Here is a 26905-nt window from a genome sequence, read left to right as displayed (position 1 = left end):
CCGCGCCGCGCTCCCTATGAGACGACGGCGTGGATCGGATCTCGCCCACGGTCCGCAAGTCGGGGTCGACGAGGCCCGCTAGCATAGGCTGCGCCAATGCGCCAAAGATCACGTCAGCAATAGGCCGAACGACCTGGATTTGGCAAGCCGCCGCAATCGCTTCGAGCGATTCGGCGGTCGCTTCGGAACGGTTCGGACGTCACCAGTCATTTGAGGCGAAATTCAGCTCTTGCCCTTTTTTTCGAGCTCGGCCTTCAGCGCCAGCAGCTTGGCGAAGGGCGAATCGGGATCGGGCAGGCGCTCTTTCTCCCGCCTTTCGGGCGTGGAAAAGTTCCCATTGCCGCGGCGGCGGTCGTCCCGTGGCGAGCGATTGTCGCCGCGCGGTCCATCGCTCCGCGGCTTGCCGCCGGAGCGGAAGCCGCTCTCCTTGCGGGCGTCTTGGCGCGGCCGATGCTCGGAATGCTCGCCTTCGCCATGCTCGGGCCGTCGGCCGCCGCCCTGGCCATGGCCCTGCCCGTGGCCTTGTCCATGCCCTTGGCCCGGTCGCGGGCCGCGGGGGCGCTCGCCGGCCGGTCGCGCGGCGCGGCCTTCCTCCTGGCCCGGAGCACCGCCGCCGTGACGTCGGCGCGGCGCTTGCGGGACATGACGCTGCAAGGTCCAAATCTCGATCGGCGTCGGCTCGCTCGCAACCGGCTCGGCGCTCGCCTCGGTCGCTTCCGTCTCAGCCGCTTCCGTCTCGGTCGCGGCGGCGTCCGGCTCCTGCGGCGCGGGAGCCGCTTCGATGGGCGCCTCCTCCACAGCCGCCTCTTCGACAACCGGCGGCGGAACCTCCTCCACCTCCGCGACGACAGGCTCCGCAGTCTCGGCGACAGGCTCGAGCGCCTCCGCCGGCTCGGCGGCCGATTCGCCGCTCTCCGATTCGGCGCTCTCCTCGGCCGCGGCCACAACCGGCGCGAGCGGCTCGGTCGCCGCCTTGGCCAGCAGCGGCACGGTGATCGCCGGCCCCTGACGCTCGGCCGATTGATAGCCGAGCGAGCGCAGAATGGAGGCGAAGGCCTCGCCCGCGCAGCCGGTGAGCGAGGTCATCGCCACTGTGACGACGAAACCCTCGCCATCGGCGGCGCCGGGCGGCGGATCGCCGGCCGTCACGCCGGGGCGATAGGCGCTCGCCGGGCGGATGAGATCGGCGAGCCGCTCCAGAATATCGACGCGCACCACGCGCTCGCCGCAGACGCGAAAGCCCGCGGCGCGATAGAAGCCCTTGGAGATGGCCGGATCGGCGGCGAAGGAGGTGCGGCCGGAAGCGGCGAGATGCGGCACCTCCTCGAGGCCCTTGAGATTGTCGAGCCCGCCATGCTTCAAGCCCCACAGCAGTGCCGCGAGCGAGCGCGGCGCCGGCTTCAAGAGCTGCGGCAGATAGAGGTGATAGGCGCCGAAGCGCACGCCCTTCTTGCGCAGGGCGGCGCGGTCCTCCTGGGAGAGCGTCTTGATGTCGCGCGCGACGCGGCTGCGCTCCAACACGCCGAGCTCCTCGGCCAGCTGAAAGGCGATGCCGCGGGAAACGCCCTCGAGCCCCTCGCCCTTCTCCAGCTCCTCCAGCGCGCCGAGCAGCTTCTTTATATGCTGGGCCAGCCACAGATCGAGCCGCTGCTGCACTTTCTCCAGCGCCGCGCCGGTCAATTGCTCGTCGGCCAGCAGGCGGACCACCGGGGTCAGCACGGCGGCGCCGGGCGCGATCTTGCCGACAGGCTCGCCGAGCCAGCGAATGGTCCCGTCATTGCCGAGCAGAAAAGCGTCGTCCACCGCGTCGAACACGCGGGCGGCGCGCGCCTCTATCTCGCCGGCGAGCGCCCGCTGCGCGGCGGCGTTCAACGCCTTCGCCGCTTCGCCCGTGGCCTGCGGATCGGCCGTGAAACGAAATCCCTGCAACTGTCCGACATGCTGACCTTCGACCATAACGTCGCCGGCAGTAGTGATTTCGGCTTCGAGCATCGCGTTCTCTCTCAGGCGGCGCATCAGCACACTGGTGCGGCGATCGACGAAACGCTGCGTGAGGCGTTCGTGCAGCGCGTCGGACAGACTGTCCTCTACCTGACGCGCGACGCTCTGCCAATGCTCTGGATTCTCGAGCCAGCCGGAACGATTGGCGATAAAGGTCCAGGTGCGCACCTGGGCGAGCCGCGCGGACAGTGTGTGAATGTCGCCGTCGATGCGGTCCACGGCGGCGATTTGCTTTGCGAACCAATCGCCTGGGATCAATCCGCGGCGCACCACATAGCCATAGACGGCGAGCGCCAGCTCCGCATGAGCGGCCGGCGAGGTCTTGCGATAATCTGGAATCTGGCACACATCCCAGAGTCTCATAATATCTGCAATTGTTTTTGTGTTGCGCTGCACAGTCTCGTCGCGCGCGGCGACCTCGAGCACCATTTGATCCTCGGCGGTCCGCGCCCGCAGCAGGCATTCGTCGGGCGAGGCGCGCTCCAGCGATTCGGTCAGCGCCTCGATCGAATCGAAATCGAGATCGCCATTGCGCCATTGCAGCGCGACCAGCGGATCGAACCAATGATTCTCCAGCGCCTCCACCGTCTGCTCGTCGAAGGGCGGGCAGCGGCCGGTGCTGCCGAAAGTGCCGTCATTCATGTTGCGGCCGGCGCGGCCGGCGATCTGCCCCATTTCCGCCGCCGTCAATCGGCGATGGCGCCAGCCGTCGAATTTGCGGTCGGCGGCGAAGGCGATGTGGTCGACATCGAGATTGAGGCCCATGCCTATGGCGTCGGTGGCGACGATGTAATCGACGTCGCCATTCTGGAACAGATCGACCTGAGCGTTGCGCGTGCGCGGCGAGAGCGCGCCCAGCACCACCGCCGCGCCGCCGCGCTGACGCTTGATCCATTCGGCGATGGCGTAGACGTCCTCGGCCGAGAAGGCGACGATGGCGCTGCGCGGCGGCAGCCGCGCCAGCTTGCGCTCCCCGGCGAAGGCGAGATGCGACAGCCGCGGCCGCGTGAAGATGGGAACGCCCGGCAGCAGCCGCTCGATGAGCGAGCGCATGGTTTCCGCGCCGATCAGCAGCGTTTCCACACGGCCGCGCCAAAACAGCAGGCGATCGGTGAAGACATGGCCGCGGTCGAGGTCGGCGGCGAGCTGAATCTCGTCCACGGCCACGAAATCCACATCGAGATCGCGCGGCATGGCCTCGACGGTCGAGATCCAATAGCTCGGCGCGCGCGGCTTGATCTTCTCCTCGCCGGTGACGAGCGCGACATTCTCGGTCCCCACGCGCTCGGCGACGCGCGTGTAGACCTCCCGCGCGAGAAGACGCAGCGGCAGGCCGATCATGCCCGTCGGATAAGAGAGCATTCGCTCTATGGCGTGGTGGGTCTTGCCGGTGTTGGTCGGCCCGAGAACGGCGGCGACGCCGGCGGTCGACGGTCGCACGCCCGGCGCGGCCGGCTTTTTGGCGGTGAGCATGGGGCTCATGATTTTTCTTTATATTTCACCTCGAGCCCCGATGCGAGCCCGGCTCCCCGAATCGATAGCGGCGATCGTCCCGGAATGGAACGGTGAAGATCGCGCTATTTTACGCTTCGAACAGGCGTCGAACGAATCGCGGCCGAATCGACGACGCTTTTCGAGTCACGCTCTGTTCGCTCGAGATATGGTTGGTCCCCGCGCCCGCGAACGCTATGGCTTCCAAATCTCGCCTTTTGCAGCAGCTTTGTACGACGCGTCGCGCATGAGCGCGCGCGGACTCCGCCGCGGCTCCCTGTCAACATGCGAATTGCGACGGCCCGACGACGCCGGCGTTAAGCTTTGGAATCTTGCCGGAACGGACCGCGCACGAATCGGCGATCTCGCCGCGTTGCTGCGCCGTTCCCTCGAGATATCGAGGCTTTCGCCCGGCCGTCGCACTATTTCGCGCCGCTTCCGCGCCTCCCCGGCCTGCTGAGCGCGGCGGCGCATTTACCTCTTCGTCTCGAAATCGGACGTCTCGGCGCGCGCTCGCGGCGCTCGGAGCGCTTCTCGCCCGGCCTGTCGCGCGCTCGCGCGCCGCCCCAATGCGATTCGCGCGGCGTCGGCAGGGTTAACGCGCTGCGTCGCGCGAGCGTGTGACGCGCTGCGGCGTAAGCCGAGCGTTAACCTTTCATAAGCCATGATCCGCCGCGACAGCGACGCCCAGCGAATGGACAGAGCATTGGCAGACAACAAGCGTGACTTCCGATCGAGCGTCGCGGCGCTCGCTCTCGCGCCGAGCCCGCGGGCGCTGCGATTTTTCGCCGTCGGCCTGCTCAACACGGCCTTCGGCTATGCGATCTTCTATTTCGTCTGGCGCGCCACGCAGGATTCGACCATCGCGGCCGGCGTCTCCACCGCGATCGGCGCATTGTTCAATTTTCTCTCCATCGGCCGCCTCGTCTTCGGCTCCGCCGATCCTCGCTTTCTCGGCCGCTTCATCGCCGTCTATGCGGCGCTCTTCATGGTCGATGCGCTGGCCCTTCTCGCGCTCGAGCATTTCGGCGCCGAGGCGGCGCTCGCTCAGGCGGCGCTGACGCCCGTTCTCGCAACGCTCTCCTATCTCCTCAATCGCGACTTCGTTTTCCGCATGGGAGCCGGCGGCGCATGAAGACCATCTCCATCGTCACGCCCTGCTACAATGAAGAGCTGAACATTCGCGAATGCCATGCGGCGGTCGCAGCGCTCTTCGACGGCGAGCTGAAAGACTATCGCCGCGAGCATGTGTTCTGCGACAACGCCTCCACCGACCGCACCGCCGAAATATTGCGCGAGCTCGCCGCCGCCGATCCTTGCGTGAAGGTCATTCTCAACGCCCGCAATTTCGGGCCGATGCGCTCCAACTTCAATGGCGTGATGGCCGCGAGCGGCGATGCGGTTCTGCTGCTCATGCCGGCCGATCTGCAAGATCCTCCCGAATTGCTCCCGCGCTTCGTGAAGCTCTGGGAGGACGGCGCCGAAATCGTCTATGGCATTCGCCAGACGCGCGAGGAGCGTGCGCTGATGCGCACGTTGCGTGGACTCTACTACCGGCTGCTGACCGGAATGTCGGAATTCTCGCTTCCGCCCGGCGTCGGCGATTGCCAGCTCGTCGACCGCAAGGTCGTCGACGCGATGCGCCGCATCGACGACGCCTATCCTTTCATGCGCATGATGACTTTCGAATGCGGCTTCAAAGCGGTCGGCGTGCCCTACACATGGGTCGAACGCCGTCGTGGCGTTTCGAAGAACTCGCTCCTGCATCTCGTCGATCAGGGAATGAACGGGCTCGTGACCTTCAGTCTCGCGCCGCTGCGATTCGTGCTGTTCCTCGGCTTCGCCATCGCAGGCCTGTCGCTCGCCTACGCCTTCGTCAGCCTCGTCCTGGGCCTCGTCTACTTCCGAACGCTCGCGCCGCCCGGCGTGATGACGATCATCGTCGCTGTGTTCTTCTTCGGCGGCGTGCAGCTCTTCTCGATCGGCATTCTCGCGGAATACATCCTCGCCATTCACGGGCAGGTGAGGCGCAAGCCCGTGGTGTTCGAGCGCGAACGCATCAATTTCTGATCTCGCCCGACCCCGAAACGGAGACAATCGTCATGACCGAAGAGCAGACCGCCGATTTCTCGCCGCGCTCGTCGAAAACCGAGAAAGCCAATCGCGAGGCCTTCGCGCGCGTCTTCTCCTCCTCGCCGATCCCGCCGGCCGAGCTCGTCTATTCACAGCTGTCGCTCTATCTGAGCCGGCAGGAACTGTCCCGCATGCTGACCTTGAGCGACCTCTATCGCAGCCATGTGCTCGAGACGAACGGCTCGCTGTTCGAATTCGGCACCTGCTATGGCCGCACGGCCGCGCTGCTCACCAATCTGCGGGCGATTTTCGAACCCTATAATTTCACCCGCAAGCTCGCCGTTTTCGATACATTCGCAGGCCTCGCCGGCTGTTCGGCCAAGGACGGAACGCACGAATCTGCGCAGGACGGCGCCTACAGCTCCGGCGCGGGCTACGAGAACCATCTCGCCGCCGTCCTGCGCCATCACGAATCCGAAGCGCCGATCGCGCATATCGGCAAGCACGAGATCGTCAAGGGCGACGCGGCGCAGACGCTCGACGCCTATCTGCGGCGTCATCCCGAGACGATTGTCGCGCTGGCCTATTTCGATTTCGACATTTATGCGCCGACCAAAGCCTGCCTGGAGCGTCTGCGCCCGCATCTGACGCGACGCTCCGTGCTGGTCTTCGATCAGCTCAACTGCCCGGAATATCCGGGCGAGACCGTCGCGCTCGCGGAGGTCTTCGGCCTCGGCCGCTGCGACATTCGGCGCTCGCCGCTGACGCCCTGGATATCCTATGTCGTCGCCGGCGATCTGATCGGGTGACGCTTTGAGCTTCTCCCCTCTCTCTTCGACCGACGACGCATCGAAAGAGAATTCCGCGCCCCCGCGCGACGCCGAGACGGGCGCAACCCCTCGGCGTCCGCGAAACCTGCGTTTGCTGCAGGCGGGCGTATTCGCATTCCTGCTCTGCAACGCCGCGCTCGCAATCGGGTTCGGCGCGGTCGGCGCCGCGCCTGTTCTCGCAGGCTGCGCGCTCGCCGCCTTTCTCCTCTTCTCTTTTCGCCCGAAAGCGGAGGGCCTGCTCGCCGCGCCTATAGATGCGAGAACATTCGCCGCCTGTCTCGCGCTCGCCTTTGCTCTGCTGCTGCTCGGCGGCGAGACGCATCTTTTCTACGCCAATCTCGATTGGCTGGTGCGCGACGCGGTTCTCTCCGATCTGACGCGGCAGGGCTTTCCGCTCTTCTATCGCTATGAGGGGCAGGATTATCTGCTGCGCGCGCCGCTCGGCATGTATCTCATTCCCGCGGCGATCGGACATTATGCCGGGCTCGTCGGCGCACATATCGCAATGCTGGCGCAAAATGCGCTGCTGCTCGGCGTCTGCCTCTACTTCATCGCCAAGCTCGCCGGCGCGCGCGCGGCGCCCTTGCTCGCGCTCTTCATTCTGTTCAGCGGGCTCGACATTCTCCCGCAGCTCTTGCACGAGGGGCTCGATCTGCCGGACCATCTCGAATGGTGGAATTCGTCGATCCAATATTCCTCGCATGTCACGCAATTGTTCTGGGTGCCCAATCACGCGCTGCCGGGCTGGTGGACGGCTCTGCTGCTGCTGCTGCTGGCGCGCGAGGAGATCGATCTCGCGCTCCTCGCCATTCTCTTCGCAGCGTCGCTGCTGTGGTCGCCGCTCGCCGCGGTCGGCGCCGCGCCGCTCATCGGCTTTTGCGCGCTGCGTCTGCGCCACGCGCTCTTCTCATGGCGCAACATAGCGGCGGCCGCGGCGGGCCTCAGCTTTCTGCCGATCGCGCTCTATCTGACGATCGACGCGGAATCGGTCAAGCACGGCTGGCTGGCCGCGACGCCGGGATTCGCGCTCCTCTATCTCACCTTCATTCTCGTCGAGATTCCACATGCGGCGATCCTCGTCGCGGCGCGCGACAAAATCGCAAAGAGCGATCATGCGCTCGTCGCCGCTTGCGTGATCGTGCTGCTGGCGCTGCCCTTCTATTACTTCGGTCCCAATAATGATCTCGCGATGCGCGCCTCCATGCCGGCGCTCTTCGTGCTCGCTTTCGCCTTTGCCGGAGTCGCGGTGTCGACGCCGCGCGACGGCGGCCGTCTCGCTTCGATCATATCGGCGATCGTCATCGTCTCCGCCGCGACGCCGGCGATGGAGATCAAGCGCGCGCTGGTCTCTCCCGCTTTCGCAATATCGGATTGCGATCTTCTGACCAGCTGGCGCAAGACCGATCCGTCCATCTTTCCGACCAATTATCTCGCGCGTGTCGAGACGCTTCCGGCCTGGCTCGGCGCGACGAGCGAAGCGCGGCTCGAGTTCGAGCGGCGAAGCTGCTGGCCGGCGCATCCGCATCTGCCCGATTCGCGCAAATGAGGCTGCGGCGCGGCGCGCCGGGGATGTCCACAGAATTTCGCGCATCACATTTGGCTTTTGACTTGGCGCCGCGCCGAACGCTAAAAACGCGCCTCTTTGAACAGCCGACAGGGATAGCGCATGGCGTCGATCGTCGAACGAATCAGCACGGAGCTTTCCGCGAAACCTTGGCAGGTGGAGGCGGCCGTCACCCTGCTCGATCAAGGTTCGACCGTGCCCTTCATCGCCCGCTATCGCAAGGAGGCGACCGGCCAGCTCGACGACATCCAGCTGCGTCATCTGGAAGAGCGCCTGCGTTATCTGCGCGAATTGGAAGATCGCCGCAAAGCGATTCTCGATTCCATCGAAGCGCAGGGAAAGCTCGACGATGCGCTGCGCGCGACCATAATGGACGCCGACAATAAGGCGCGGCTCGAGGATATTTATCTTCCCTATAAGCCCAAGCGCCGCACCAAGGCGCAGATCGCGATCGAGGCCGGCCTGGCGCCGCTCGCCGAAGCTCTGCTCGGCCATCCCGAGCGCGAGCCGAAGACGCAGGCCGAGCCTTTCGTGAACGCCGAGAAGAATGTCGCCGACGCCGCCGCCGCGCTCGAGGGCGCGCGCGCCATTCTCGTCGAGAGATTCGCGGAAGACGCCGATCTCATCGGCCGTCTGCGCGAGACCTTCTGGACGCAAGGCCTGATGAAATCGAAAGTGCGCGCCGGCAAAGAGGCTGCAGGCGCGAAATTCTCCGATTATTTCGATTTCTCCGAGCCGCTCACCAAGCTTCCGTCGCATCGCATTCTCGCGATGTTCCGCGGCGAGAAGGAGGAGATGCTCGATCTCGAGATGGTCGCCGAGCCGAGCGAAGGCGCCGTCGGCTATGAGGGCCAGATCGCGCAGCGCTTCCTCATCGTCGATCGCGGCCGTCCGGGCGATCGTTGGCTGCTCGACACGGTGCGCTGGGCGTGGCGCACCAAGATCGAGCTGCATCTTTCCGTCGATCTGCGCACGCGTCTGTGGCGTTTCGCGGAAGACGAGGCGATTCGCGTCTTCGCGGCCAATCTGCGTGATCTTCTGCTCGCGGCGCCCGCCGGCGCGCGCGCGACGCTCGGACTCGATCCGGGATTCCGCACCGGCGTCAAGGTCGCCGTCATCGACAAGACCGGCAAGATCGTCGCGACGACGGCGATCTATCCGCATGAGCCGCAACGGCGCTGGGACGAATCGCTCTCCATTCTCGCCAAGCTCGCGCGCGAGCACGCCATAGAGCTGATCGCCATCGGCAATGGCACGGCCTCGCGCGAGACCGACAAGCTCGCCGGCGATCTCATGTCGAAATTCCCGGAGCTGAAGCTCACCAAGATCGTCGTCTCGGAGGCGGGCGCGTCCGTCTATTCCGCATCGGAATACGCCTCGCGCGAATTGCCCGATCTCGATGTGTCGCTGCGCGGCGCGGCGTCGATCGCGCGCCGCCTGCAAGACCCGCTCGCCGAGCTGGTGAAGATCGAGCCCAAGGCGATCGGCGTCGGCCAATATCAGCACGATGTTTCCGAGGTAAAGCTCTCCCACTCGCTCGACGCCGTCGTCGAGGATTGCGTGAACGCTGTCGGCGTGGACGTCAACACCGCCTCAGCGCCGCTGCTGGCGCGCGTGTCCGGCGTCGGCGAATTGCTGGCCTCCAACATCGTCGCGCATCGCGATGCAAATGGTCCGTTCCGCACGCGCGACGCGCTGAAGAAAGTGCCGCGTCTCGGCCCCAAGGCCTTCGAGCAGAGCGCGGGCTTTCTGCGCATCGTCGATGGCGACGATCCGCTCGATCGCTCCGGCGTGCATCCAGAGGCCTATCCTGTGGTGCGGCGCATTCTCGCCGCCGCCAAGGCCGACATAAAGCAGCTCATCGGCAATGCGGCGGAGCTGCGCAAGCTGCGGCCGGCGCAATTCGTCGACGAGAATTTCGGCCTGCCGACCGTCACCGATATTTTCGCCGAGCTGGAGAAGCCCGGCCGCGATCCGCGCCCGGCCTTCAAGACCGCGACATTCCAGGAGGGCGTCGAGAAGATTTCCGATCTGAAGCCGGGCATGATTCTCGAGGGCGTCGTCACCAATGTCGCCGCCTTCGGCGCCTTTGTGGATATCGGCGTGCATCAGGACGGGCTCGTCCATATTTCCGCAATGTCCAAGACCTTCATCAAGGACCCGCGGCAGGCGGCCAAGCCCGGCGATATCGTCAAGGTGAAGGTGCTGGAGATCGACGCGCCGCGCAAGCGCATCTCGCTCACCATGCGGCTCGACGACACGCCGGATCAGCGCCAGGCGCCGTCGGGCGGCCAGCGCCGCGACGGCGGCGCGAGCCCGCGTCAGATGCGTCAGCCGGAGCCGCAAAAGGGCGCAGGCGCGCTGGGCGAGGCGCTGCTGGCGGCGATGCGCACGCCGCAGAAGGGCCGCTAGCTGGAGTTTCGAGCGAAGCGGGCGCCGCTTCGCTCGAAAAGCACGGATGCGATAAAAGCAATGCCGAAGCTTTTCCAGTTCGAGCCGAACCGGATACTCTAGCCTAGTCACGGAAAGTAGTGATGTCTCGTCGCGCCGTCATACCGGCCCGTCTTCATGCAGCAGCGCTTGAAAGCTACGGCCGGAGCCGCAGGGGCAGGGATCCGCGCGGCCGAGCTTTTCGACGAGCTCCTTGTCGCCGTGGACAAAGCGCAGGCCGCGCTTGACGTTGGTTTCCGAATTAAAGCCCTTGCGACGTTTGGATGTGGGCTCGAAAGCACGCCGGGGCGTCGAAATCGCTGTCATGTCTCATGACCGCCTCCCCTATTTTGGAATGTGGGCGTTGGAGCGGGTGAAGGGAATCGAACCCTCGTATTCAGCTTGGAAGGCTGCTGCTCTACCATTGAGCTACACCCGCGGCGGAGCAGATATGCCAAGTCGGGCCGCGCTTGGCAATGGCCCTCGCGCGGCCGGCGCCGCATCAAAGGCGCGATTTTCGGCGATTCGCGTGCAAACCGTGGCTTTTCGGCGCGTGCGGCTTGACAGGCTCGCGTTCGATTTCTCATTTGACAGCCGGGCAAGGGCAAACTAACCGAGCGCCCGACCAAAGTCTCCACGGGCGGTCCCACACCGCTCTATCTCGAGGATGCAAGGACCGTGGCCAAACCCGAACTCGGCGCCAAGCGCCAATGTCAGTCTTGCGGCGTCAAATTTTTCGATCTGAACAAGGATCCGGTCGTCTGCCCGAAGTGCGGCGCGATTTTCCATATCGTGACGTCGCGAATCGCCTCCCGCAATGTCGACCCGGACGAGGCGGCCGAGGGCGAGAAGGACGCGGAGATCGTCTCGCTCGACGAGGTGGAAGCCGCCGAGAACAAGGCCGAATCGATCGAGGCGGACGAGGACGTCGAGATCGACGATGCGGCCGAGGAGGACGACACCTTCCTCGAGAATGAGGAGGAGGAGGACGACGACGTCGCCGGCCTCATCGATGGCGACATCGACACGGACGAAGAAGGCTGAGACGAAAACGGCGGTCCCTGTTTTCGGGACCGCCGCTTTTTTTGCGCTGTTGTTCCGATTTATTTTTTCGCCGGCTCGTCCGGGAAAGGCGTGAGCGCGGAGTAATCGGCCGGCGCCGGCTGCGTCAACGCGCCGAGGAAAGCGGTGATCGCCGCGACATCCTTGTCGGAGAGATCGGCGCCCAATTGGACCTTGGCGATCACGCGCACGGCCTGCGGCAGCTCGGCCACCGAGCCGTCGTGGAAATAGGGGCCGGTCTTGGCCACATTGCGCAGGCTCGGGACCTTGAAGACATAGAGGTCAGCGTCATTCTTGGTCACATCGGCGCGACCCTTGTCCGGGTCCTTGGAGCCCGTCTGCTTCCAATAGTCTTCCACGACGCCGAATTTGGCGAATTTGTCGCCGCCTATTCCGACGCCGTCGTGACAGCCGGCGCAGCCGATATCGATGAATTTGCGTAGGCCCGCCTGCTCGGCCGGGGTCAGCGCCTTGGCGTCGCCGTTCAGATAAGCGTCGAAGCGCGTTGGCTGCGGCAGCGTGCGCTCATAGACGCCCAGCGCCTTGCCCCAGTTCTTCTGCGTCACCGGGTCCGCCTCGCCGGGGAAGGCCTTGGCGAAGGCCTCCGTATAGCCGGGGATGGATTTCAGCTTGGCGATCACTGTCGCGAAATCGGGGTTGCCGAAGCTCACCGCGCCGGTCGGAGACTTCTCGGCCTGCTCCTCGATCGTCTCGCGGTCGCCGCGCCAATGCGCCTTGAACTGAAGCGCAGCGTTGAAGATCGTCGGCGCATTGCGCGGATTGAGCTTGCCGAACACGCCGAAGGATTTCGGCAGCCCGTCGGCGCCCTGCTTCTCGGGCAAATGGCAATGTGAGCAGCTGACATTGCCATCGGCGGAAACGCGATTTTCGAAGAACAGCCGCCGGCCGAGCTCGGCCTGGGCGGATGTGGCGCTCGGCGAGGCCGGCAGAGGCGCGAAAACGCGTTTGGCGTCGGCGAGGAGCGAGGCGTCGGCTCCTGCGGCCAGAGCGGCCGTGGCGACTGTCAGTCCCGCCGCCGCGAGCGCTGCCAGCAATGAAGATTTTCCGAAAGACGTCATGATGGTCCGCCGTTTTCTAACACATGGTCCGCGGAGCCGAAGCTCGGCGCGCGCATCCTGTATCCATTCGTGAGACGCGGCAAGCCGCTGTCTCGAAAAACATACTCGCGCGGTCGGATTGTCGCCGCGTGGCGCGGCGAAGCCAGGGCGCGAATGCGCCGGTTTGTCCTGCAGAGAGCGACCCCGGCGAGGCTCAGGCTTGCTCGGGAACCCATCGGCCGACGCTGAGCGCTGGGGTGAAGCAATCCAGCGCCGAGGGCGCGCAGCGGGGGCGGCCCCGCCGCGAATAGGCGCAAGCAAAACGAGCCGGTAAGAAGGTCGCCTCCTCAAAGGAGAGCGGGCTTCTTACCGGCTCGCAAATTTCAACCGCCTCTCGAGGGAAGCGGCGCGCGAAATCTACAAATTAGATTTCGGCGGATTCGTAGCTGGTGATTTCCATGCCGACGCAGACTTCGACGATCACCGGGGCGGTCCAGGCCATGTTCATCTCCTCCGTTCGAAGAAATCGCCCTTTCGAGGCGAATGTCTCATCCCGCTTCTCGCTGCTTTGCGCTTGGCCGCATGAGCCGGCAGGTTTGAGCTAGGCGATTGACTAGCATGAAGCTCTGCCCCACGCAATTCGGCAATTTGAGACGGGGTGTCGTCAAATCTTCCCGACGTCGCCGCAACCTATGGAAGTTTCGAGAGAAACGACATGCGCCGCGGCGGCCCTGCGCGGTTGTGATCGGGCAATCCTCCCATATGTGGCCGGCGGCGGCGGGCGCGGTCAGAGCGTCACCGCTCCGATCTGCTGCAGGACGCCCAGTCGATCGACCTGCAGCCATGCTCGGGAGAGCTTGCCGCCGGCGGCGTGATAGATGGCGATCCCCTCTTGAACGACGGTTTTGCCGGAAGGAGCGACGCCGGCCAGCGGCCCGAGCTGCGCCGCCTGAAAACGCCATCGCAAGCACACTTTTTCGCCGGCCGCGAACAAATCCTCGATTTCGAATCGGAGGTCGGGAAACGCAGAGACCATGCGCTCGATCGTCCGCCGGAAGCCCTCGGGGCCGCTTTCGCCATTGGCGCCGATGAATTCCGCGGCGAGATATTCGGCGAGCCGGTCGAGCCGGCGTTTATTCAGACAATCCTCATACAGGCCTTCGACGAGCTCCGTCGGCGTCATGGCGCTCTCCATTGACAATATATTGTCTTTTTTGCATTTTGACAGCATATTGTCAATATCCAGGCTGTTCAGGGAGGATCGGTCATGCCGACTTCGCGCGGCGAAGCTCTGAGCGGGCTCGTATGGGAGATATTGCTGACCGCGGGCCGCCTGACGGAGTTCGGCAACAGGCTCACTGCGCCCTTTGGCCTGACCGCCGCCCGTTGGCAGGTCATGGGCGTCATCGTCCACCGAGCGGCGACAATAGCGGAAATCGGCCGCCGCCTGTCGCAGAGCCGGCAGGGGGTCCAGCGCTTGGGCGATGAGCTGGCGCGGGAGGGATTTGCGCTCTACAGCCCCAATCCGAAGCACGTGCGCGCCAAGCTGCTCAGCGCTACGCCGCAGGGCGCGGCGGCGTATCGAGAGGTGATGAAGCTGCAAGCCGAGTGGATGGACGCCCTATCGGCGAAAATGCAGGACAAGGATATCGCCGCGGCGCGGGCGCTGCTCGCGACGCTCGCGTCCGGGCTGGAAGAAGGCCGAACGCGAGAGGCAGCGCAAGGGTGCGAGCGCTCTTCGAGCGGCTGAGTTTCGATGTCGGCGTATCGAGCGCTGCTGCGCATGGCTCACGCCGGCAGCAGCACCTCGCCCTTGCCGAACACCGCCGTGTCGCCGGCGAAGCGCTGCAGACGGCCGGAGAGCAGGCGCGAGGCGCCGCGGCTCTCTGCCGCCAGAGATTTGGCGAAGAGCTTGGCGAAGCCGAGATTATGCGCGCCGCAATCCACGTAAGTCGGTCCGAGCTCGCGCTGCTCGGAGAGCACGATTGTAGCGCGCTTGTTGAGATAGCCGATGCGCTCGCCCTCGGCCGTCCCCAGCACGATGATGGTGCCGGCGATGGCTCTAGCGCCCAAATCCTCGCCCGCATCGCCCTCGACGATGATGATGCCGCGGCGCAGCCGATCTCCGCAACGCGCGCCGACGCTGCCGCGCACCACGACGCGGCCGCCGGACATGCCGGGGATCTCGCCCGCCAGCGGCGCGCCCAGGAAATCCCCGGCGTCGCCGTAAATATCGATATTCGCGCCCGCCGATTGCGAGGCGACATAGGGGCCGGCGTCGCCGGCGACCGTGATGGTCCCGCCCTTGGCCGCGCGGCCGAGCTGCGCGCCGACATCGCCCTCGACATGAATCTCGAAGCCCGGCAGCAGCTTGGCGCCGAGAAGGTCGAAACGGTCGGAGCCGCCGTCGAAGCGCACCGAGGTCGCGTCGCCGAGCTTGACCTTGAAGATATCGCCGACCGTCACGCTCTCGCGCGTCGTGCCGATGGACAGAGTCTCGATTTCCTTCGCCGAGCGGCCGACGAGCCGATCGGGCGTCAGGGGCGAGAGGTCGAGCCGCTGGTCGGGCTCGGCTTTCAGCGTGAAGAGAAGCGGCTTCACTTACACGAGATCCTTCAAATGATAGTGGAAGGGGCCGAGCTTGCCGCCGTAATTGCCGGCGCCGACGCGTTTCGCGCCATTCTTGGGGCCGAGCGCGATGATCGCCTTCAAGCCGGCGCGCATTCCCGCCGCGACCGCCTCGCTGGTCAATCCGTCGATGACGATCTCCAGCACGCAGCCGATGTCGGCGTCGAGCGCGCTATTGGTCGCGCCGCGCAGCGTCGGACAATAGGCGTCATTGGTCGAGGCGCCCATGCCCTTATATTTCGAGCCGACCTTGGAGCCGGAGCGCACCACGCCGCCGGGGAAAGGCGCGATGGCGTCGGGCGTATTGTGGACGGCCTCCACGGCGGCCTCGGTGGCGCGCATGGTCTTGGCCCAATCCTCGCCCATGATGAGCAGATTGCCGCCGCCGACCGATTTCTTGGTGAGGCCGACGGAAGATTCCACCAGGAACTCGCCGTCCATCACCGGCACGCGCCAATAGCGGCGGCCGTCGATCGCCTTGGAAATCTGCCATTTGTCGCCGAATTGGCGCATGGAGTCGCCGACCTTGATCTTCGCCTCGCCGTCGAAGGCGGAGAAGACGGCCGAGCCGGGACAGGTCAGCACGCATTGGCCGATGCGATTGACCAGCGCCTTCTCGACGCTCTTGGGCGAGAAGCCGAAGAGCAGCACGCGCACGCCCGGACGTCCGTCCGGCGTCTCGCGCGTCGACAGCTCGCGGTCTATGCCGGCCTCGCAGTCGCAGCCGATGACCGATGTGGCGTAGCCGGTCATGGTGGTCGCGGCCTGCAAGGCCCATTTGCGGGTCGGCGCGGTGACGACCACGCCGGAGCCGGTCATCGGAAAGGCCTCGGCGAAGCTCTCGTCGATGCGAATTCCCTTGCGGATCAGCTGCGGCATGGGACCTCCGCGAAGGCGTCCGCATTGGGGAGCGCCGCATCCTGCACCTCGAACAGCGAGCGCGGCAGGCCGTAGAGGCCGTCGTAATATTTGTCGAGGCGACTGTTGATCTTGCGATCGTATTCGGGCCGCACGCGCAGCGTCCTTCCCTTGGTGTAATGCGAGACTTTGCCGTCGCGCACGACGAGATTGCCATCCTTGAAGACATAGGCGGCGCTGCGGAACATTGCCGCTTTGTCCTTCTGCGGCTTGTAGACCGCAATATCGGCGACCGATCCCGCGCCCAATTGGCCGCGATCCTCGAAGCCATAGAGCTTGCGCGGCGCCGCGCGGGTCATGGTCGCGATCTCATAGAAGGAATATTCACGCTTCAGCGCCGGAAGATTGGTCAGCTCCAGCACATCGGCCGGCAGGCGCGAGCAATATTGCGCGCGCTTGTCGGCGCTCATCAGCAGAGCGAAGACTTCTGGATAGGTGGTGAAGGGCGCGCCATTGGGATGATCGGTGGTGAAGAACACCTGCATCGGATCATCGACCAGCAGGAACAGCTCGAGGCCCGCCGCCCATTGCACCGCATTGAAGAAGTCCGACACGCGGTAGGAATAGGGCACCACGCCGAGACCGTTGGAGTCGCCGTCGAAGATGACGCCCTTCTTCGGCCGGCCGCCGGGCAGGCTGTTGAACTGCTTCATCACATCGGAGGAGATCGTCACGATCTCGGCGAACATCACCTGACCGACGTCGACGGTGACATTCTTATTGGCGTTGATCTTCTCGGCGAATCGCGCCGCCGCGGAGGAGAAGCCGTTCTTGCCCTCTGTGCCATAGGCGTAGAATTGCACATGGGCGAGATGCAGCGGCAGGCCCTGCGAGGAGTCGATCGTCGCCAGCGCCGTCTCGACATTGCCGGGCAGGCCGAGATTATTCATGTGCAGATGCAGCGGATGGCGGATCTTGGTGGCGTTCACCGCCCGCTGCAAGGTCTGGAAAATCTCGCGCGAGGAGAGGCCATATTCCGGCACCACATCGTCGAGCGAGAAATGGCGGATATTCTGCTTGAAGGCGTCGACGCCGCCGGCGTTCACGCATTTGACGCCGATCGCGCGCGTCGCCTCGAGCGTGGCGCCGATATAATCGACCGCCGAATCCTGGCTCGCGCCGTCGCGGAAGGCGGAGAGGAGGAAATCCTCGTTTCCGAGCACCGTCAGGAAGCCCTTGTCGATGATCGGAATATCGGCGAGTTCGAGATGGGCGTGCAGCGCGTGGTGGGGCGACACGGCCGGCTCTATGACGGTGGTGTAGCCCATTTGCGCATAGAGGCGGCCGGTCTCGAAGGTGGACCAGCCGGCCGTCGACAACGGCGTGTTGGCGGGCCGCGGCCGATGCGCGCGATGCGCCTCCGGCAGCAGCAGACGCGCGGTGTTCACGCCGCCGCCAGCGATATGCGAGTGGATGTCTATGGCGCCGGCCATGATGATATGGCCGGAGACGTCATGCTCGACATCGGGCGTGCGGCCGGCGGGCGGCGCGACGATGCGGCCGTCCTCGAAATAGAGGTCGCCGACGCCATCGACATTATTGACCGGGTCGACGACATGGCCGCCGTAGAGACGGGTCAGCATGACGCGTGCTCCCAATGGCGAATCAATTGCGGCATGCGACCTCCGCATAGACGCTGCGGCCGGCGAGCGCCGCCTCGGGCACGTCGAAGATCGAGCGCGAGAGGCCATAGAGCTCGTCGTAATAGGCGTCGAGACGCTTCTCGATCGCGCGGTCGTAGCCGGGGCGCACGCGCAGCGTCTTGCCCTTCGTGTAGCGCGTCACGACGCCGTCGCGCACGACATTCTCGCCGTCCTTGAACACATAGGCGGCGTTGCGGAACATGCCCGCCTTGTCCTTCTGCGGCTTATAGACGGCGATATCGGCGACGGCGCCTTCGCCGAGACGACCGCGATCGGCAAAGCCATAGAGCCGCGCCGGTCCGGTCCGGCTCATCAGCGCGATCTCATGGAGCGTATATTCGCGCTTGATCGACGGGAGAGTCGTCATTTCCAGCACATCGGCCGGCAGGCGCTCCATCCATTGCGCGCGCAGCTCCGCGCTCATCAGCAGCGCGAACAGCTCGGGATAGGTTGTGAACGGCCCGCCATTGGGATGGTCGGTGGTGAAGAAGACCTGCAGCGGATCCTCGATCAGCAGGAACAGCTCGAGGCCCGCCGCCCATTGTATCGCGTTGTAGTAATTGGAGATGCGATAGGCGTAGGGCACGACGCCGCCGCCATTGGCGTCGCCGTCGAAGATCACGCCCTTCTTCGGGATCGCGCCCGACAGGCTGTTGAACTGGCGCAGCACGTCGGAGGAGATGGTCACCGTGTCGCCGAACATCACAGCGCCGACGTCGACGGTGATGTTCTTATTGGCGTTGATCTTGGCCGCGAGCGCGGGGGCCGCGGAGGAGAAGGCGTTCTTGCCCTCGAGGCCATAGGCGTAGAATTGCACATGGGCGAGATGCATCGGCAGGCCCTCGGCGGCGTCGATCGTCGCGAGCGCCGTGTCGATATTGCCGGCGATGCCGAGATTGTTCATGTGCAGATGCAGCGGATGCGGAATGCCGACCGTCTGCGTCGCCTTTTGCAGCGATTTGAAAATCTGCCGAGAGGTCACGCCATAGAAGGGCACGATCTCGTCGAGGCCGAAGGCGCGCATATTCTGCTTGAACGCGTCCGCCCCGCCGGGATTGATGCATTTGAGGCCGAGCGTGCCCGTCGCCTCGACGGTCTGCGCGACATAATCGGCGATGGCGGTCTCGCTCTCCCGCTCGCGCAGCGCGGCGAGCAGGAAGTCGTCATTGCCGAGCACCGTCAGCGCGCCCTTGTCGATGATCGGAACGTCGCCGAGCTCCAAATGCGACTGCAGCGCATGGTGCGGCGCGACGGCGGGCTCGACCACAGTGGTGAAGCCCATTTGCGCATAGAGGCGGCCGGTCTCGAAGGTCGACCATTTGGCAGTCGCGAGCGGCGTTCCGTCGAGGCGCGCGCGGATCGAGCGGTGCATCTCGGGCAGCAGCAGCCGCGCCGAATTCACATTGCCGCCGGCGATATGAGAGTGGATGTCGATCGCGCCGGCCATGACGATATGGCCGGAGACGTCGTAATCCTCGTCCGGCTCGCGGCCCTGCGGCGGAGCGACGATCCGCCCATCCTCGAAATAGACGTCGGCGACGCCGTCGACGCCCGTCGCGGGATCGACGACATGACCGCCGCGCAGACGGATCAGCACGGCAAGTCCTCCGAAAATTTGGCGCTGATGGCGGCGATCGCCTCGGCGACCGTCGGCAACTCGGCCGGCGCGCCCGCCCGCCGTAGCACCATGGAGCTGGTCTCCTGCGCGAACTCCACCGCGTCGTAATTCTCGCCCGGCTTGCCGACGGCGATGAACAGGCCATGCTTGGGGGCCGAGCCCGGCGGTCCCAGCGTTATCAGCGGAATATCGACATCCTCCCACGGCGGCGCCTCGCCGCTATAGGCGGAAATCCACAGCGCGGCGTCGGCCTCGCCGCTCTCGACGAGCCGGCTGGCCTCGAAGCGCCAAGTGTCGTGCTCGGGATAGCCGCGGCCGAAGCCGGTGCGCGGCGGAAAGCCGGTCATCCAGGCGGAGGTCTGCAGCACGCCGGTGGCGTTCCCCCTGCCGCCGATCGGCACGCCGGTGAAGCGCGTCGTGGCGTTGAGCTCGGTGATCATGCCCTGCAGCATTTCCACCATCAGCGAATCGAGCCCGGCCGCCGACCAGACGGCGACGCCGAATCGCGCCGATCTCAGCGCCTCGGCCGCCGCGTCGAGCTTCTTGGCCGCGGCCGGCGGAAGCGCCACGGGCCGTCCGCCGACGCGCGCGCGCAGCGCCGCCAGCACGCCGGGAAGCTCCGCCTCGGTCGCCGGAATGGTCTCGACATCGACGCCCTCGATCTTGGCCTCGCCCCGCTTGGGGCCGACCCAGATCACGCGGCGCTTGGTCTTGCCGCCGTGGACCGTCTCCTTGTCGAGCGCCAGGCGATCGAAGATCGCCGGCCAATAGCCCGTGAGCCCCGGGCCGACCAGCAGCACGAGGTCGGCGCGCACGCGGGCCTCATTGGGCGTCGTCACGAAAATCCCCGCGGAGCGGACGACTTCGAGGTCGGCCAGCGAATCGCGCGAGGCGAGATGATCGAAAGCGCCTCTCAGCCGCTCGGCCAGCAAGATCGCGGCCTGGGCTCCCGCCACATCGGCGCCGAGACCGGCGACGAGGGGGAAATTCGCGGCTTGCAGGATTTCGGCCGCTTTTTCGTAGGCGTCTTCGGAAGAAATGGATTTGCCGTCGAGCGTCGCGTTGCTCATTGCCCCAACCGATGTTTCCACCACGCCCGGGTTTGCGCCCAGGCATTTTTTGTCCGCTCCCGGCGCGACGGCCGAAAGCGAAGGCAAGAGCGGCGCGGCCCCTCGCCGGAGCCTGCGTCGCGCGCTATGCCTATCAGCCACGGCGCAGGAAGTCGAGACATCGAAGCGCCCCAATTCTATTCACGGGCTTCCGAGGCTTTGCGAGCCTTCGGGGCGCGCCACCAGCGAGGAGACACAAAATGGCGGCATCCGCCGACCGGCCCACCGCCTTCGCCCTTTCCGGCGCGACGCCGCCGACCGCCGAGAAGCGGGAGAGCCGGCGCGTGACCCATGGCCGGGTCCTCGATGACCCATACGCCTGGCTCGCGGCCGAGAATTGGCGCGACGTGCTGAGCGACCCGGCGACGCTGCCGGAGGACATAGCGGCGCTGGTGCGGGCCGAGAACGCCTATTGCGGGCAAGTCCTCGCCCCGCTGGGCAAGCTCCGCGAGACGCTGCAGGCGGAGCTGCGCGGCCGCATCAAGGAAGACGACAGCGAGCCGCCCTGGCCGGACGGCGCCTTCGCCTATTTCGAGCGCTATCGCGAGGGCGGCGAGCATGCGCTCTATTGCCGCACGAAGCGCGACGGCGGGGCGGAGACGATTCTCTTCGACGGCGATGAGGAAGCCGGCGAGGCGCATTTCTTCGACATAGGCGAGATCGATCATTCGCCCGATCATCTCCAGCTCGCCTGGAGCGTGGACGACAAGGGCTCGGAATATTACTCGATCCGCACGCGCGCGCTCTCCGACGGAAAGGATCGCGCGGATGTCGTCCCGCATACGGACGGCTCGCTCGTATGGAGCGCCGATTCCAAGAGCTTCTATTATGTGCGCGTCGACGACAATCACCGCACTGCGCAAGTCTTCCGCCATGATATCGGCGCCGATCCGAGCGCAGATGCGCTGATCGTCGAGGAGCTCGATCCGGCCTGGTTCGTCTCGCTCGATCGCAGCCGCTGCGGGCGCTTCGCCATCGTCTCCATTCGCGGCCATGACGCCAGCGAATGCCATCTCGTCGATCTGCGCGACAAAAGCGCGAAGCCGCGCCTCGTCGCGAAGCGCGAGCCCAAATTGCGCTATGACGTCGAGCCGCATGGCGATGATCTCTACATCCGCTCCAACGCCGACGGCGCCGAGGATTTCGCGATTTTTCGCGCGCCTCTGACCACCACGACGCGCGCCGATTGGCGGCCCGTCGTGCCGCATGTGGCGGGACGGCTCATCGTCATCGGCACGGTCTATGCGCGTCATCTCGTCTGGGTGGAGCGCGCCAATGGTCTGCCGCGCATTCTCATTCGCGCGCTGGAGGGCGGCGAGGAGCACGCCATCTCATTCGATGAGGAGGCTTACGCGCTCTATCTTCTGCCCGGTCTCGAATTCGACACGGACACTTTGCGCTTCACCTATTCCTCCATGACGACTCCGGAGGAGACCTATGATTACGACATGCGCACGCGCGCCCGCACATTGCTGAAGCGCGAGGAAATCCCTTCCGGCCATGATCCGAAGAACTATGTGACGCGCCGCTTCTTCGCGCGCGCCGCCGATGGCGCGGAGGTTCCGGTCACTCTGCTGCATCGCGCCGATTTTTCGCCCGGCGCCGGCGCGCCGACGCTTCTCTACGGCTATGGCGCCTATGGGCATCCGCTCTCGGCGAGCTTCGATCCTCATGCGCTGTCGCTGGTCGATCGCGGCTTCGTCTATGCGCTCGCCCATACGCGCGGCGGCACGGACAAGGGCTGGAGCTGGTATGAGAACGGCAAGCTCGAGCACAAGCCCAACACATTCTCCGACTTCATCACCGTGGCGCGCTATCTCGTCGCGACGGGCTATGCGAGCGAAGGCGGCATCGTCGCGCAAGGCGCGAGCGCCGGCGGCATGCTGATGGGCGCCATCGCCAATCAGGCGCCGGAGCTGTTTTCGGGAATCATCGCCGGCGTTCCTTTCGTCGATGTGCTGAGCACAATGCTCCGCGACGACCTGCCGCTGACGCCTCCCGAATGGGAGGAATGGGGCAATCCGATCGCCGACGTCACGGCCTATGATCGGCTCGCCTCCTATTCGCCCTATGACAATGTGGGCGCGAAGACCTATCCGGCGATTCTCGCTCTCGCCGGCCTCACCGATCCGCGCGTGACCTATTGGGAGCCGCTGAAATGGGTCGCGCGCCTGCGCGAGCGCATGGCCGGCGGCGGTCCCGTTCTGCTGCGCACCAATATGGAGGCGGGCCACGCCGGCGCCTCGGGCCGTTTCGAGCGGCTGGAGGAAGTGGCGCTGGAATGGGCCTTCGCGCTCGCCTGCGCGGGGAAGGCGGGCGTGTAGGGGATCGCGGCGGCAATCGACGAACGCGAAGCAAACGAAATGTCGCGTATCTCCTCTCCCCGCGCGCGGGGAGAGGCCGGATGCGATTCACGGATGCATTAGATCGAACCGTTCGGATCGTCTGGCGGCCAAGCGGCGGGAAGCCCGAGAATGTCAGCGAGCATCATGCCGGCCACTTCTTCAAAATCATTGTCTTCCGAAAGTCCGTAACTCCGTATTGGCAAGACCGCTTTTGGGTGGGGATACTCCGCCCATGGATTCCGGAGGAGAAGCGGCTGCCATCGTGTATTCCGTAATTCCCACAGATGCGGGCAAGGTAAGAGAACAACTGCGCTTACATTACGATTCTTGTGAAATTTCGGATAAAATAACCATTTCGTTGTCGCTTTTCTTTTGCGATCCGCTTCGCCGGAGGGAAGGGACGAGATACCGACAACCACTGTGCCAAATGCCGCATCTAGCAACGCGTCGACAATAACGTCACCACCCGTGGTCGCCTTCTCAAAGGCCGTGGCCGACGGAAGCCGCGACGTCCAAGAACCTCCTTGTCCCCCCGCCGCGAGACGCGCCGCGCGCTATTGCGGACCAGCGCGCCGCGAAGGTGGCGTATCACTTGCTTTTCCCTTGCGCAGAAGGTCGCCGCGGGCGACCGAACAATCTCCATCGCCAATGAAAGGCGGAGATCATGAATGTTCTCGCCATCATCTCCGCCGCGACGACGCAGGACGGACGCGAGACCGGCGTGCTGGCGCCGCTCGCCGGCGCGCCCCTGCTGGGGCGGCTGCTCGATCGTCTCGGTCATGCGGAAAAGCTCGCCGGAATCGTCGTCACCGCCAGCGATGAGGCGGAGGATGCGCCGATCCGCGATTTTTGCGCCGCGCGCGGAACCCCCTGCCAGACCGGCGCGCGCGACGATCTCATCGGCCGCCAGCTCGCCGCCATGGCGGCGGCGGGCGCCAAGGGCGGCATATCGCTCGACGCGCGCAATCCGCTGATCGACCCGGCGCTCGTCACCCAGGTCGCCGATCTGCTGCAAATGACCGATGGAATGCTGGATTGGATCGGCAACACGCTGGCGCCGGCCTATCCGCGCGGCATGGAGATCGACGGCTTCACCGCCGCCGCGCTGACCGAGGCCGAGAAACGCTGCGGCGAGCCGGAGCAGCGTCGCCGCAGCCCGGCTTTTCTGCGCGAGAATGGCCGAATCTATCGCCCGCTGAGCCTCAAAGCCCCGCCGGAGGTCGCGCGGCCGGATGTGCGGCTCGACGTCGAGAGCCTCGCCGATCTGCCGCGCATAGAAGCGATTTTTCAGAGCTTCGAGGGCCGCACGGATTTCACGCTGGCGGAAATATTGGCCGCCGCCAATCGGCTGGCGGCGCAATAGAGCGTTTTCGAGCGAACCGGTTCGCGTGAAGAAAACACGACAGAACCAGGACTCTAGAGTCTTTTCGGTTCGATCCGAACCGGAAAGGCTCTACGCGATTCCGAGCAGCGCGCCGCGCCGTCACTCCACGCCGGCGACATGGGTTCCGTGGGTAACGGCGGCGCCGGCGCGCAGCGCGGCGGCGATAAAGACCGTCTCGGCCAGCTCCGTCTCGGTCGCGCCGGCGGCGATGGCCTGCTTGCGGTGGATCTCGAGGCAATAGGCGCATTGCGTCGTCATGGCCACGGCGAGGGCGATCAGCTCCTTGTATTTCTTTGGAATAGCGCCATCGGCCATGGCCGCGGCGTCGAATTGCTTGAAGGCCTCCCAGGCCGCCGGCGCGGAGTCGCCGATCTTTTTCAGGCGCTTCACATTCTGCATATCGTACATGGCCTTCCCTCCTTGTGAATAGAGCTTACCTATCAGATGATAGGTTAACACCATGCGCCATTGACGAAGAGCCTGTCAATGGCGCTACTCCCCCGGCGGAAGGACGGAGCGGCATGACGACTGCGCGACGCGGCGAGGCGACGGCCGCGAAAATTCTGGACAGCGCGGAGGAGCGGCTCTGCCGCTACGGCTATAATGGCGTGAGCTTTCGCGACATCGCCGCCGATGTCGGGGTGAAGAGCGCCAGCGTCCATTATTTTTTCCCCACCAAGCCGGCGCTGGTCGCCGCCGTGGCTCGGCGCTATGCCGATCTCTGCATCGCGGAGCTGGGCGATCCGCTGTCGCGAACGCCGGCCGAGGCCGTGGCTCTGGTGGCGGAAATGTTCCGCCGCACGGTGGCGGAGAAGAAGCGCATGTGCCTCTTCGGCATGTTGGCGGCGGAAGTGGGCGGCCTGCCGTCCGAGGTCGGCGCGGAGGCGCGGCGCTTCTTCGCCGAGACGCTTGCCTGGCTGCGCCTCGCCCTGCGCGGCGAGGCGACCGAGGCGGAGGCCATTCTCGCGGCTTTCGAGGGCGGCGTTCTGCTCGCCCGCGCCATGGATGATCCGGCCATGCTGGAGAAGGTGACGGAGCGCTTGGCCGCGCGTCACTTCACCACGAGCGGATAGCCGGCGACGACGAGATAGAGCCTCCCCGCTCCTTTCGCGACGGCCTGATGGAGCTCGCCGGCGGCGTCGCGAAAGCGCCGCGCCAGCGCATTCTCCGGCACGATGGAGAGGCCGACCTCCGAGGAGACGAGCACGGTCGGCGCCCTCCGCTCGGCGAGCGCCTCGAGCAGCGCCGCGCGATCGGCGCCCAAATCCGCTTCGGCGAGCAGGCGATTGGTCAGCCACAGCGTGAGGCAATCGACCAGCAGCGGAAGCTCCGGCGGCGCTGCGACAATGGCCGCGGCGAGCGCCTGCGGCGCCTCGACCGTACGCCAATCCCCGGCGCGCCGCTCCCTATGCGCGGCGATGCGACTCCGCATCTCCTCGTCGAAAGCCTGCGCCGTGGCGATATAGGTCCAGGGGCCGGGCTCGGCGGTCACGAGCCGCTCTGCGAAGGCGCTCTTGCCGGAGCGAGCGCCGCCGAGGACGAAGGTCACATTCGGATTTTCGGTCATGCCCGACGGCGCCGAGCGACATGCGCGCGGCGCCGGCCCCTATTTGGACTTGCGCGTTCGATTGCGAAAATCGCTTCGCATTTTTCGGGACGATGCGCCAGAGGCCGTGACCCTCGCGCGCTTCGCGAGGGACCGCGAGCCGCTACAGACTCACGCCGCCAGAGCGGCGCGCGCCTCGTTCTTGATGCGCTCGACCATGGAGCGGACGCCATTGCTGCGCTGAGGCGTCAGATGCTGGGCGAGGCCGAGATCGGTGAACAGCGGCATGGCGTCGAGATCGACGATCTCATCGGCCGGACGGCCGGAATAGAGCGCCAGAATCAGCGCGACCAGGCCGCGCACGATATGTGCGTCGCTGTCTCCGCGCAGCGACAGAGTCGGCGCGCCGCGGCCCTCGCGAATCACCTTGCTGTCGAGCCAGACTTGGCTCGCGCAGCCGCGCACCTTGTTCTCCTCGGTGTGGGCTTCGTCCGGCAGCGGCTCCAGAGTGCGGCCGAGCTCGATGAGATATCGATACCGATCTTCCCACTCGTCGAGCATTTCGAAATTGCCGATGATCTCGTCTATCACCATTGTTCGCTCGCCCGCTCGAGACGCCTTTCCGACAGTTATATGGCCACTGTCCGTTTTGGCGCAATCGCCAGCGACGATGCAATCACGGCGCCGCGCCGAGGCCGGCGGGTCGGCGCGGCGGCTCGACCGCCGCCGTCGCGCGGCCGATTCGCTCCGCCGCCTGCAGGCAATCCATCGGATGCGCAATGCAATGATCGCGCGCCACAGTGGCGATTTTGGCGGACGCCTCCTCGGCGAGATCGGCGAGCGCGTCGCGGGCGAAGGCGACGGGCGAGGGCTCGGATTTCGAGGGCTCGGATTTGGCGGAAGCTCGAGGCCTCGCGGGAGCATCGGTCGAAACAGCCGCGGGGACCCGCGCCGCCACGGCGGGCTCGCGCGGCGCAGGCTGCCGCTCGGCGTCCCGCAGAATGACGAGACAGACGACCCCGAAGAAAAACAGGCTCTTGAACAGAAATCCCACGGCCGCGGCCTCGCTTCGCCGGCGGGGAGCCGCCGCGCGCGAGAGAAACGATGGCGCGCCGCCCTTACCGCTTCGTAAATGCGGCGCGGGGCTAAGAAGTCGCAAACCATATGCGTCGTTCAGCGCCCGTAAAAACCGAAATCTTCCATTT

General features: G+C 65.5%; 25 protein-coding genes and 1 tRNA gene. 11 read left to right on the top strand and 15 right to left on the bottom strand.

What is annotated here, in order from left to right; translation table 11 throughout:
* Nucleotides 1-222: 222 nt before the first annotated feature.
* Nucleotides 223-3474: a helicase-related protein gene (locus GYH34_RS04670; RefSeq protein ID WP_161914889.1), complete on the bottom strand. Its 3252-nt coding sequence runs from the start codon at nt 3472-3474 to the stop codon at nt 223-225.
* Between the two features lie 7 nt (nt 3475-3481).
* On the opposite strand from GYH34_RS04670, the gene GYH34_RS04665 reads away from it, so the two are divergent.
* From GYH34_RS04665 to GYH34_RS04640, 6 genes are all read left to right on the top strand, one after another.
* Nucleotides 3482-3952, top strand: coding sequence for a hypothetical protein (locus tag GYH34_RS04665; protein ID WP_161912572.1), 471 nt, complete (start codon nt 3482-3484; stop codon nt 3950-3952).
* A gap of 246 nt (nt 3953-4198) precedes the next feature.
* On the top strand, nt 4199-4627 hold the full coding sequence (locus GYH34_RS04660) for a GtrA family protein (protein ID WP_161912571.1): 429 nt from the start codon (nt 4199-4201) through the stop codon (nt 4625-4627).
* Nucleotides 4624-5562: a glycosyltransferase family 2 protein gene (locus tag GYH34_RS04655; protein WP_161912570.1), complete on the top strand. Its 939-nt coding sequence runs from the start codon at nt 4624-4626 to the stop codon at nt 5560-5562. The genes GYH34_RS04660 and GYH34_RS04655 overlap by 4 nt, the downstream gene beginning before the upstream one ends.
* Nucleotides 5563-5594: 32 nt before the next feature.
* Nucleotides 5595-6374 (top strand): class I SAM-dependent methyltransferase, encoded by a 780-nt coding sequence (locus GYH34_RS04650; protein WP_161912569.1) that lies wholly within the window; start codon nt 5595-5597, stop codon nt 6372-6374.
* Nucleotides 6375-6486: 112 nt separating this feature from the next.
* Nucleotides 6487-7941 carry a hypothetical protein gene (locus GYH34_RS04645; protein WP_161912568.1) on the top strand — a complete coding sequence of 485 codons (1455 nt, stop codon included), beginning with the start codon at nt 6487-6489 and terminating at the stop codon, nt 7939-7941.
* Between the two features lie 120 nt (nt 7942-8061).
* Nucleotides 8062-10371, top strand: coding sequence for a Tex family protein (locus GYH34_RS04640; RefSeq protein WP_161912567.1), 2310 nt, complete (start codon nt 8062-8064; stop codon nt 10369-10371).
* A 138-nt stretch (nt 10372-10509) separates the two neighbouring features.
* Here GYH34_RS04640 and GYH34_RS04635 read toward each other — a convergent pair whose 3' ends face one another.
* Both GYH34_RS04635 and GYH34_RS04630 read right to left on the bottom strand, forming a co-directional pair.
* Complete coding sequence (locus tag GYH34_RS04635; RefSeq protein WP_024881302.1) at nt 10510-10716, bottom strand: SEC-C metal-binding domain-containing protein; 207 nt, start codon at nt 10714-10716, stop codon at nt 10510-10512.
* Nucleotides 10717-10754: 38 nt separating this feature from the next.
* A tRNA-Gly gene (locus tag GYH34_RS04630) sits at nt 10755-10828 on the bottom strand.
* Nucleotides 10829-11067: 239 nt separating this feature from the next.
* Here GYH34_RS04630 and GYH34_RS04625 point away from each other — a divergent pair.
* Nucleotides 11068-11433: a TIGR02300 family protein gene (locus GYH34_RS04625; protein ID WP_036292802.1), complete on the top strand. Its 366-nt coding sequence runs from the start codon at nt 11068-11070 to the stop codon at nt 11431-11433.
* A gap of 59 nt (nt 11434-11492) precedes the next feature.
* On the opposite strand, the gene GYH34_RS04620 is transcribed toward GYH34_RS04625, so the two are convergent.
* The 3 genes from GYH34_RS04620 to GYH34_RS04610 form a co-directional block, all read right to left on the bottom strand.
* The gene (locus tag GYH34_RS04620) at nt 11493-12530 is read right to left on the bottom strand and encodes a cytochrome c peroxidase (protein WP_161912566.1); all 1038 of its coding nucleotides are present in this window, start codon (nt 12528-12530) and stop codon (nt 11493-11495) included.
* Between the two features lie 403 nt (nt 12531-12933).
* Complete coding sequence (gene pqqA, locus GYH34_RS04615; RefSeq protein ID WP_099831855.1) at nt 12934-13011, bottom strand: pyrroloquinoline quinone precursor peptide PqqA; 78 nt, start codon at nt 13009-13011, stop codon at nt 12934-12936.
* A 285-nt stretch (nt 13012-13296) separates the two neighbouring features.
* Entirely contained in the window at nt 13297-13692 is a 396-nt protein-coding gene (locus GYH34_RS04610) for an ester cyclase (RefSeq protein ID WP_161912565.1), read from the bottom strand.
* Between the two features lie 84 nt (nt 13693-13776).
* On the opposite strand from GYH34_RS04610, the gene GYH34_RS04605 reads away from it, so the two are divergent.
* On the top strand, nt 13777-14259 hold the full coding sequence (locus tag GYH34_RS04605; RefSeq protein WP_161912564.1) for a MarR family transcriptional regulator: 483 nt from the start codon (nt 13777-13779) through the stop codon (nt 14257-14259).
* A 38-nt stretch (nt 14260-14297) separates the two neighbouring features.
* On the opposite strand, the gene GYH34_RS04600 is transcribed toward GYH34_RS04605, so the two are convergent.
* The 5 genes from GYH34_RS04600 to GYH34_RS04580 are packed head-to-tail and all read right to left on the bottom strand — an operon-like array spanning nt 14298 to nt 20386.
* A complete protein-coding gene (locus GYH34_RS04600; protein WP_161912563.1) occupies nt 14298-15110 on the bottom strand; it encodes a formylmethanofuran dehydrogenase subunit C in 813 nt (270 codons plus the stop codon).
* Complete coding sequence (fhcD, locus tag GYH34_RS04595; protein WP_161912562.1) at nt 15111-16016, bottom strand: formylmethanofuran--tetrahydromethanopterin N-formyltransferase; 906 nt, start codon at nt 16014-16016, stop codon at nt 15111-15113.
* A complete protein-coding gene (locus tag GYH34_RS04590; protein WP_161912561.1) occupies nt 16004-17638 on the bottom strand; it encodes a formylmethanofuran dehydrogenase subunit A in 1635 nt (544 codons plus the stop codon). The genes fhcD and GYH34_RS04590 overlap by 13 nt, the downstream gene beginning before the upstream one ends.
* A gap of 22 nt (nt 17639-17660) precedes the next feature.
* Nucleotides 17661-19295: a formylmethanofuran dehydrogenase subunit A gene (locus tag GYH34_RS04585; protein ID WP_161912560.1), complete on the bottom strand. Its 1635-nt coding sequence runs from the start codon at nt 19293-19295 to the stop codon at nt 17661-17663.
* Entirely contained in the window at nt 19289-20386 is a 1098-nt protein-coding gene (locus GYH34_RS04580; RefSeq protein ID WP_161912559.1) for a formylmethanofuran dehydrogenase, read from the bottom strand. The genes GYH34_RS04585 and GYH34_RS04580 overlap by 7 nt, the downstream gene beginning before the upstream one ends.
* Nucleotides 20387-20625: 239 nt before the next feature.
* Between GYH34_RS04580 and GYH34_RS04575 the strand changes: the two genes are divergently transcribed.
* Complete coding sequence (locus tag GYH34_RS04575) at nt 20626-22749, top strand: S9 family peptidase (protein WP_161912558.1); 2124 nt, start codon at nt 20626-20628, stop codon at nt 22747-22749.
* 685 nt (nt 22750-23434) lie between these two features.
* The gene (locus tag GYH34_RS04570; RefSeq protein ID WP_161912557.1) at nt 23435-24133 is read left to right on the top strand and encodes a spore coat biosynthesis protein F; all 699 of its coding nucleotides are present in this window, start codon (nt 23435-23437) and stop codon (nt 24131-24133) included.
* Between the two features lie 120 nt (nt 24134-24253).
* Here GYH34_RS04570 and GYH34_RS04565 read toward each other — a convergent pair whose 3' ends face one another.
* Nucleotides 24254-24562, bottom strand: a complete 309-nt coding sequence (locus GYH34_RS04565) for a carboxymuconolactone decarboxylase family protein (RefSeq protein WP_024881343.1) — start codon at nt 24560-24562, stop codon at nt 24254-24256.
* A 113-nt stretch (nt 24563-24675) separates the two neighbouring features.
* Between GYH34_RS04565 and GYH34_RS04560 the strand changes: the two genes are divergently transcribed.
* Nucleotides 24676-25227 (top strand): TetR/AcrR family transcriptional regulator, encoded by a 552-nt coding sequence (locus tag GYH34_RS04560; RefSeq protein WP_161912556.1) that lies wholly within the window; start codon nt 24676-24678, stop codon nt 25225-25227.
* Here the strand turns inward: GYH34_RS04560 and cobU are convergent.
* From cobU to GYH34_RS04545, 3 genes are all read right to left on the bottom strand, one after another.
* Nucleotides 25206-25721: a bifunctional adenosylcobinamide kinase/adenosylcobinamide-phosphate guanylyltransferase gene (gene cobU, locus GYH34_RS04555; RefSeq protein WP_161912555.1), complete on the bottom strand. Its 516-nt coding sequence runs from the start codon at nt 25719-25721 to the stop codon at nt 25206-25208. The two genes, GYH34_RS04560 and cobU, sit on opposite strands and share 22 nt — an antisense overlap.
* Nucleotides 25722-25871: 150 nt before the next feature.
* Nucleotides 25872-26294 (bottom strand): SufE family protein, encoded by a 423-nt coding sequence (locus tag GYH34_RS04550; RefSeq protein WP_161912554.1) that lies wholly within the window; start codon nt 26292-26294, stop codon nt 25872-25874.
* 82 nt (nt 26295-26376) lie between these two features.
* The gene (locus GYH34_RS04545) at nt 26377-26754 is read right to left on the bottom strand and encodes a hypothetical protein (protein WP_161912553.1); all 378 of its coding nucleotides are present in this window, start codon (nt 26752-26754) and stop codon (nt 26377-26379) included.
* Between the last annotated feature and the right edge of the window lie 151 nt (nt 26755-26905).

Origin of the sequence: Methylosinus sp. C49, assembly GCF_009936375.1 — a bacterium.
Lineage (GTDB): Bacteria > Pseudomonadota > Alphaproteobacteria > Rhizobiales > Beijerinckiaceae > Methylosinus.
This window is presented reverse-complemented; position numbering and strand designations above follow the sequence as displayed.

What these genes read in the sequence shown, in the direction of transcription:
- GYH34_RS04670 (WP_161914889.1), bottom strand. Translation starts at nt 3,474, where the DNA reads ATGCTCACCGCCAAAAAGCCGGCCGCGCCGGGCGTGCGACCGTCGACC.
- GYH34_RS04665 (WP_161912572.1), top strand. Translation starts at nt 3,482, where the DNA reads ATGATTTTTCTTTATATTTCACCTCGAGCCCCGATGCGAGCCCGGCTC.
- GYH34_RS04655 (WP_161912570.1), top strand. Translation starts at nt 4,624, where the DNA reads ATGAAGACCATCTCCATCGTCACGCCCTGCTACAATGAAGAGCTGAAC.
- GYH34_RS04650 (WP_161912569.1), top strand. Translation starts at nt 5,595, where the DNA reads ATGACCGAAGAGCAGACCGCCGATTTCTCGCCGCGCTCGTCGAAAACC.
- GYH34_RS04640 (WP_161912567.1), top strand. Translation starts at nt 8,062, where the DNA reads ATGGCGTCGATCGTCGAACGAATCAGCACGGAGCTTTCCGCGAAACCT.
- GYH34_RS04635 (WP_024881302.1), bottom strand. Translation starts at nt 10,716, where the DNA reads ATGACAGCGATTTCGACGCCCCGGCGTGCTTTCGAGCCCACATCCAAA.
- GYH34_RS04620 (WP_161912566.1), bottom strand. Translation starts at nt 12,530, where the DNA reads ATGACGTCTTTCGGAAAATCTTCATTGCTGGCAGCGCTCGCGGCGGCG.
- pqqA (WP_099831855.1), bottom strand. Translation starts at nt 13,011, where the DNA reads ATGGCCTGGACCGCCCCGGTGATCGTCGAAGTCTGCGTCGGCATGGAA.
- GYH34_RS04610 (WP_161912565.1), bottom strand. Translation starts at nt 13,692, where the DNA reads ATGACGCCGACGGAGCTCGTCGAAGGCCTGTATGAGGATTGTCTGAAT.
- GYH34_RS04605 (WP_161912564.1), top strand. Translation starts at nt 13,777, where the DNA reads ATGCCGACTTCGCGCGGCGAAGCTCTGAGCGGGCTCGTATGGGAGATA.
- fhcD (WP_161912562.1), bottom strand. Translation starts at nt 16,016, where the DNA reads ATGCCGCAGCTGATCCGCAAGGGAATTCGCATCGACGAGAGCTTCGCC.
- GYH34_RS04590 (WP_161912561.1), bottom strand. Translation starts at nt 17,638, where the DNA reads ATGCTGACCCGTCTCTACGGCGGCCATGTCGTCGACCCGGTCAATAAT.
- GYH34_RS04580 (WP_161912559.1), bottom strand. Translation starts at nt 20,386, where the DNA reads ATGAGCAACGCGACGCTCGACGGCAAATCCATTTCTTCCGAAGACGCC.
- GYH34_RS04575 (WP_161912558.1), top strand. Translation starts at nt 20,626, where the DNA reads ATGGCGGCATCCGCCGACCGGCCCACCGCCTTCGCCCTTTCCGGCGCG.
- GYH34_RS04570 (WP_161912557.1), top strand. Translation starts at nt 23,435, where the DNA reads ATGAATGTTCTCGCCATCATCTCCGCCGCGACGACGCAGGACGGACGC.
- GYH34_RS04565 (WP_024881343.1), bottom strand. Translation starts at nt 24,562, where the DNA reads ATGTACGATATGCAGAATGTGAAGCGCCTGAAAAAGATCGGCGACTCC.
- GYH34_RS04560 (WP_161912556.1), top strand. Translation starts at nt 24,676, where the DNA reads ATGACGACTGCGCGACGCGGCGAGGCGACGGCCGCGAAAATTCTGGAC.
- cobU (WP_161912555.1), bottom strand. Translation starts at nt 25,721, where the DNA reads ATGACCGAAAATCCGAATGTGACCTTCGTCCTCGGCGGCGCTCGCTCC.
- GYH34_RS04550 (WP_161912554.1), bottom strand. Translation starts at nt 26,294, where the DNA reads ATGGTGATAGACGAGATCATCGGCAATTTCGAAATGCTCGACGAGTGG.